The organism is uncultured Sphingorhabdus sp. (assembly GCF_937872355.1).
In the GTDB taxonomy this organism is placed as follows: Bacteria; Pseudomonadota; Alphaproteobacteria; order Sphingomonadales; family Sphingomonadaceae; genus Sphingorhabdus_B.
In genome coordinates, this window is record NZ_CALMSV010000083.1 from 1 (window position 1) to 5,733 (window position 5,733).

Here is a 5,733-nt window from a genome sequence, read left to right on the forward strand (position 1 = left end):
GTTTGTCGTTCCTCGAAATTTTGGATGATTTTGATATCCCAATACTGTTCGCATTCTGTTCAAAATTGCCCTGAGCAAAATTGCCGCATTTGAGGGGAAAGCATTCCCCTGCTGCCGAGCCCAACGGTCTCATCAGACCCCTTCGTGCGGGACTGCCGCCCCGCAACGCCCCGCGAGAGGAAGAGAGCGGGATGGTCCCGTGACGGGCTGAGAGCGGCGAGAGAGGCTCGCTGCGGGTCCGTCGCGGAGACCTGCCATGGCGCAACGACATGTTGCCCGCTCAAACCCTGAGCGGATCAATCTTTACCAGCAAATCACCGACCGGATCATCGCTGATCTCGAGGCTGGGCGCGTCCCATGGGTTCAGCCCTGGGGAACGGCCAGTGCCGGCATCGGCATGCCGCACAATGCTGTCAGTTCCCGTCGATACAGTGGCATCAATGTGCTTACCCTATGGCATGCCGTCGTGTCCCGAGGCTTCTCAAACCATGCGTTCCTGACGTTCCGGCAGGCTGCGGCCTTGGGGGGCTCGGTGCGTCGCGGCGAACGCGGTGTCGGTATCATCTACACCCGCCGCTTTGTGCCCAGCAGCGAACGTCGCCGAGCGGATACCGAAGGCACCGCAACCAGCGGCGGGATTCCGGTCCTCAAGCATTTCACGGGGTTCTCGGCCGACCAGTGTGACGACCTGCCCGAACATATCTGTCTCCCGCCGCCGCCCATCCCGGATGGCCTGATCCTGCCGCACGCCGAGGAACTGATTGCCGCGACGGGCGCCGATTTTCGCATCGGTGGCCCGTCCGCTTATTACAGCCCGGGGCATGACTATGTCGCCGTGCCGCGGCCCGACGATTTCCATGAGCCGATCAACTGGCATCGCACGGCTTTTCACGAACTTGGCCATTGGACTGGCCATGCCAACCGACTTGGCCGCGATCAGAACGGCAGCTTCGGCTCCAAGGACTATGGCCGCGAAGAATTGGTCGCGGAAATGGCCGGAGCCTTCATCTGCGCAGCGCTCGGGATTGTCCCAAGCGTTCGCCACGCTGATTACATCGGCTCGTGGCTCCAGATTATCCGGGAAGACAATCGCGCCATCCTGCGCGCCGCCCGCGCTGCCTCCAAGGCGGCAGATTACATCCTCGCCTGTCGCGACAATGCATCGACAGGTCTCGATGTCGCTGGTGAGGACGAAGTCGACGGCTTCAAGCTAGAAGGGAGGCTGGCGGCATGAACCTCCTCACCCCCGAAATCCGCGCGGCCTTGCTCGCGAACATGCACGCGCGCCGCAATGCGCAGGCACAGGGCAAACGGGAGCCTGATCCCGTTCCCGTTGCCCGGTTCTTCAATCCGCTTGGCGCGGCCACTTGGCTTGCCACCGAACTCGACGAGGACGGCATCTTGTTCGGCCTTGCCGATCTTGGCCTTGGCTGCCCTGAACTTGGCAGCTTCTCATTGCGGGAATTGCAGTCGCTGCGCCTGCCGTTCGGCCTCGGTATCGAGCGGGATATCCTTTTCGACACCGCGTTGCCCATATCGGCCTACGTCGCGGCAGCCCGTCAGGCGGGTTCGATCCTGGGAGCTGAAAAGCTGCTGAGGGAACGCGCCATGCCAGCAGGGGATGGCTGAAATCTGGTAGCCTGCCGGCCTGCCAGATCGCGGGTTGGTCCGCCTGCGGCGGCCTTAGAGAAAGAGGAAGGCCAAGGCCTTCGTGACGGGCTTGGAAGCCGAGAGAGTGTCTCGCGGCGGCCCGTCATGGAGACCTGCCATGGCCAGACAGCCTGCAAAAATCACCCTCAGCCCGTCGCGCGACATTCCCTTCGACCATCTGATCCTGTCACAATCCAATGTCCGCCGCGTGAAGGCCGGCGTGTCGATCCCCGAGCTTGCTGAGGATATCGCGCGCCGGACTTTGCTTCAGAGCCTCAACGTGCGCCCGGTACTTGATGCCGAAGGTCAGGAGACCGGCATCTTCGAAGTTCCGGCCGGTGGCCGACGCTACCGTGCCCTTGAACATTTGGTGAAACAGAAGCGCCTGGCGCGTACTGCTCCCATTCCCTGCATCGTCAAGGCGGCGGACAATGACGTCTCGGCGGAAGAAGACAGCTATGCCGAAAACGCGCACCGGGAGCAGTTGCATCCGCTCGACCAATTCCGGGCAATGCAGGCCATGGTCGACAAGGGCAGCGCTGCCGAAGACATCGCCGCGCATTTCATGACCACGCCCGCCGTCGTGCGCCAGCGTCTCAAACTGGCGTCGGTCTCGCCCAAACTCCACGACATTTACGCCGAAGACGGCATGTCGCTGGACCAGTTGATGGCGTTCACCGTGTCCGAAGATCATGAGCGCCAGGAGCAGGTATGGGAAATGCTCACCCACAGCTTCAACAAGTCGGCCGCCTACATCCGCCAGCGCCTGACGGAAAACAGCGTCCGGGTTGCCGACAAGCGGGTGCGGTTCGTGACCGTCGATGCCTATGTCGCGGCAGGGGGCGGCGTGGTGCGCGATCTGTTCGAGGACGATGACGGGGGCTGGCTCACCGATCCTGCACTGCTCGACCGCTTGGTCGACGCGAAACTTGCAGCCGAGGGCAACCGCATTGGCACTGAAGGCTGGAAATGGGTGGTGACTGCCGTCGATCTGCCATGGAATGCGACCAACGGACACCGTGAGATCGTTGGTGCAGAATTGCCCATGACTGAGGATGAGCAGGCAAGGCTCACGGCACTTCAGGCTGAAATCGAGCAGATCGAGACCGAATGGGCCGACGACCCCAACGTGCCGCAGGACGTCTATGCGCGGATCGAAGGGCTTGAAACGGAAATCGGCCAGCTGGTCGACCGGCCCATGATTTTCGATCCTGCCGAAATGGCAATCGCCGGTGCCTTTGTGACGATCGAGGCGGATGGTTCGCTTTGCATTGAGCGTGGCTATGTCCGAGCCGAAGACGAACCGGTGGTGGAAGTGAGCGGCGAAGACGATGGCTCCGGGGTCGATCCCGTTTCGGGCGAACCAATACCTGGCGCAAACCACAACGGGACCGCACCAAGCGCCAGCGGTTCGGCGCCCACCGGAACTGAAGAAGAAGATGCCGACGACGACATCCTCAAGCCGTTGCCCGACCGGCTGGTTGCCGACCTGACCGCCTGGCGCACACTCGCGTTGCAGGATGCCTTTGCGCAAAGCCCCGCCACAGCCTTCGCGACGGTGCTGCACGCGCTCGTGCTCGACACCTTCTACAGCTACAGCCGCGAGAGCTGTCTGCAACTGTCGCTGAACCGGGTGTCCTTTGCCAATCCACCTGCAGGTCTGCGCGATAGTGCCCCCGCGCGGGCCATCGCCGAGCGCATGAAGCGCTGGGAGGATCGACTGCCGGAGTCCGACAAGGAACTTTGGGACGCGCTTCTGGCCTTCGACGCCGATGAACAGGCCAGTCTGTTTGCCCATTGCACATCGCTGGCGGTGAATGCTCAGGCCGAGATCGTCCCCAAATACGACAATGGCCGGGTGTCGACGCATAGCGTTGCACGCCGCATCGCTCACAGCCACGTGCTGGCGCATGCCGTTGGTCTTGATGTCGTCGCGGCAGGCTGGAAGCCCACTGTCGATGGCTATTTCCGCAGCGTGACCAAACCGCGCATCCTTGCCGATGTGACCGAAGCGCGCGGGGAGCAGTTCGCTGGCATGATTGATCACCTGAAAAAGGGCGACAGGGCCCGCGAAGCGGAACGGCTGTTGGAAGATGCCCACTGGCTTCCCGAGCCGCTGCGCACGCCCGACGCCGACGATCGTCATGGCGCTACGCCTGACGTTGATCGTGAAGGGCTCGAATTACCCGCGTTCCTTGATGATGACGAGGCGGCTTACGCGATCGCCGCCGAATGATCCGAACCGCGCGGGTCCAACATCCCGACTGATTTTCCGTCACTCAGGCCCGGCCACCACGCCGGGCCGCCTCTTTTTGAGGAGACCTCACATGCCGAAAACCAGTGCTCCCGTGCCCTGCTGGGGAGGACGCCATGGCTGACTATCATTCACCAACGGTCGTGCAACCGGACATACCAGTCGCGGCGATGACTCCGCTCGAACGCCGTTTGCTGTGCGAACTGTTCGAGCATGAAGGCAATGACCAAGCAGTCTACTTTTTCGCTAGCGATAATGTCGCCGATACGGCTTGGATCGCGACCGCTGAGCTGGTCGAATTGCTCGACCAGGACACCGGCATGGTCAGTCGCATCGCTGACGTGGTGCGCGCGGAAATTGCCAAGGGTGATCTTGGCGAAGACGAGTTTGAGCTCGATTTCTCGATGATCGGCTACGATCTGATCTTCCAGGACATTGTCCGGCGATCGCCTGACCTTGATCATGTGCAGATCATCGCGGCGTGGACCTGCACGAAGATGCGGCCCGACGGCTTCGGCGGGATGGCGACCGTCATAACGGCTGACGACGTCCATTCGATGTCCACCGCGTCCTACATCGAAGAGGTACTCGGGCGTTTGGGCGAGCCACCGCCCTCCACCTGAAATTTCCTATCCAATCACCCCGCGAAGCCCGGCCGTTGAGCCGGGCTTTCGCGTTCTAAGGAGACCTGAAAATGTCAGCGCAATACATCTACGCCACCGCCCCATTGGGCAGCCTCATCCGCTATTCGAATGGCGAGCAGCGCCCGCCCGAGCGTTTTCGCCGCAAACTTGCCGCTTGGAACAACGACAACGGCACCGGCCGGCTCGTTGAACGCTACCCCGGCCAGGTTACGGACAACTACCGTTCGCCGGCGCATTTCATGCTCCATCTGGCAACCTACGGCAGTCAGGGCGTCATCGTCATGACCGTGCGCCGCGCCTACAGCGTCGAAAGCCCGCTCAATTTCGAGATCGTCGACACGCCAAAGCCTGGTCAAGTCCGCGTCTTGACCACGTTTCGGGGCAAGGACGAATTGCGCCACCTCGCAGCTGACATGGCATCGGCAGAAGCATGGATGCGCGACAATCCCTATTCAGGGATGCGCGCCGAGATTGTGACCGACGCTGATCTGGCCGTTCTGCCCTCTGAACTCTGGAGGGCGGCATGAGCGACATCATCGTCGAACATGGCACGACGAGTGACGGCCTTATGGCCGCACGGGTCGATGGGCTCGCCTATATCGCCATTCCGCTCAAGGAAGGCTTCTCGATCGTGTCCGGCTGGAAGCTCAACCGGCCGATTGGCGAATGGTCCCGGTCAGATGTTTATTGCGCCGAAGGTGCCGTGGCTGATGAAGTCTCGTTCCGCGCCTATATTGCCGACATCGTGCTGCATGTCCGCCAGCGCAACGCCCTCAGCCGCGTCGATACGATCCTGCGCGTTTCCACGCCTTGGGGCATGTCTCAATCGGCAACCATCTACGCTGAGGGGATCGTCTTTCATTCCACTGCCGGTCATGGCGGCTTCAAGCTCGACCGGGCACGCAATGCCGGAATGGATCCCGCGTTGCGACTATCTGGCGGCTGGTATGAAGAAGACGCCGAATGGGCGCTCGTCGCCGCAGGTTACCCGGACCTGTTCACCTACCGCGAACAGGTAACGGCAGACAGGTCGTTGCAAGATTGGTATCCTGATGCTTGGGAGGCCCTCCATGGCCGCGAGTTGTCAGCGGCAGAATCTTTCACCGGCGACCGCCAGCAGTTTGCCCGCCTCCGCGCAAAGGATTGGGTGGTGATTTCGGCTGGTCGATCATCCGATGATCCTGG

Annotated in this window: 6 protein-coding genes; all 6 read left to right on the forward strand. The window is 61.7% G+C overall.

The annotated features are described in order from the left end of the window. Positions 1 to 256: 256 nt before the first annotated feature. Positions 257 to 1,234, forward strand: coding sequence for a zincin-like metallopeptidase domain-containing protein (locus tag Q0239_RS04795; protein ID WP_298599239.1), 978 nt, complete (start codon positions 257 to 259; stop codon positions 1,232 to 1,234). Further along, positions 1,231 to 1,629, forward strand: coding sequence for a DUF2958 domain-containing protein (locus Q0239_RS04800; RefSeq protein WP_298599243.1), 399 nt, complete (start codon positions 1,231 to 1,233; stop codon positions 1,627 to 1,629). The genes Q0239_RS04795 and Q0239_RS04800 overlap by 4 nt, the downstream gene beginning before the upstream one ends. A 139-nt stretch (positions 1,630 to 1,768) precedes the next feature. Continuing rightward, positions 1,769 to 3,886 carry a ParB/RepB/Spo0J family partition protein gene (locus Q0239_RS04805; RefSeq protein WP_298599246.1) on the forward strand — a complete coding sequence of 706 codons (2,118 nt, stop codon included), beginning with the start codon at positions 1,769 to 1,771 and terminating at the stop codon, positions 3,884 to 3,886. Positions 3,887 to 4,020: 134 nt separating this feature from the next. Next, entirely contained in the window at positions 4,021 to 4,527 is a 507-nt protein-coding gene (locus Q0239_RS04810) for a hypothetical protein (RefSeq protein ID WP_298599248.1), read from the forward strand. 71 nt (positions 4,528 to 4,598) lie between these two features. Beyond that, positions 4,599 to 5,075 (forward strand): hypothetical protein, encoded by a 477-nt coding sequence (locus Q0239_RS04815; RefSeq protein ID WP_298599251.1) that lies wholly within the window; start codon positions 4,599 to 4,601, stop codon positions 5,073 to 5,075. Beyond that, positions 5,072 to 5,733: hypothetical protein (locus tag Q0239_RS04820; RefSeq protein WP_298599253.1), on the forward strand; the 662-nt coding region annotated here is incomplete at its 3' end. The genes Q0239_RS04815 and Q0239_RS04820, both read left to right, overlap by 4 nt.

Bases quoted from the DNA above. Each gene is read 5' to 3' on its own strand.
- Q0239_RS04795 (WP_298599239.1), top strand. From the start codon at position 257: ATGGCGCAACGACATGTTGCCCGCTCAAACCCTGAGCGGATCAATCTT.
- Q0239_RS04800 (WP_298599243.1), top strand. From the start codon at position 1,231: ATGAACCTCCTCACCCCCGAAATCCGCGCGGCCTTGCTCGCGAACATG.
- Q0239_RS04805 (WP_298599246.1), top strand. From the start codon at position 1,769: ATGGCCAGACAGCCTGCAAAAATCACCCTCAGCCCGTCGCGCGACATT.
- Q0239_RS04810 (WP_298599248.1), top strand. From the start codon at position 4,021: ATGGCTGACTATCATTCACCAACGGTCGTGCAACCGGACATACCAGTC.
- Q0239_RS04815 (WP_298599251.1), top strand. From the start codon at position 4,599: ATGTCAGCGCAATACATCTACGCCACCGCCCCATTGGGCAGCCTCATC.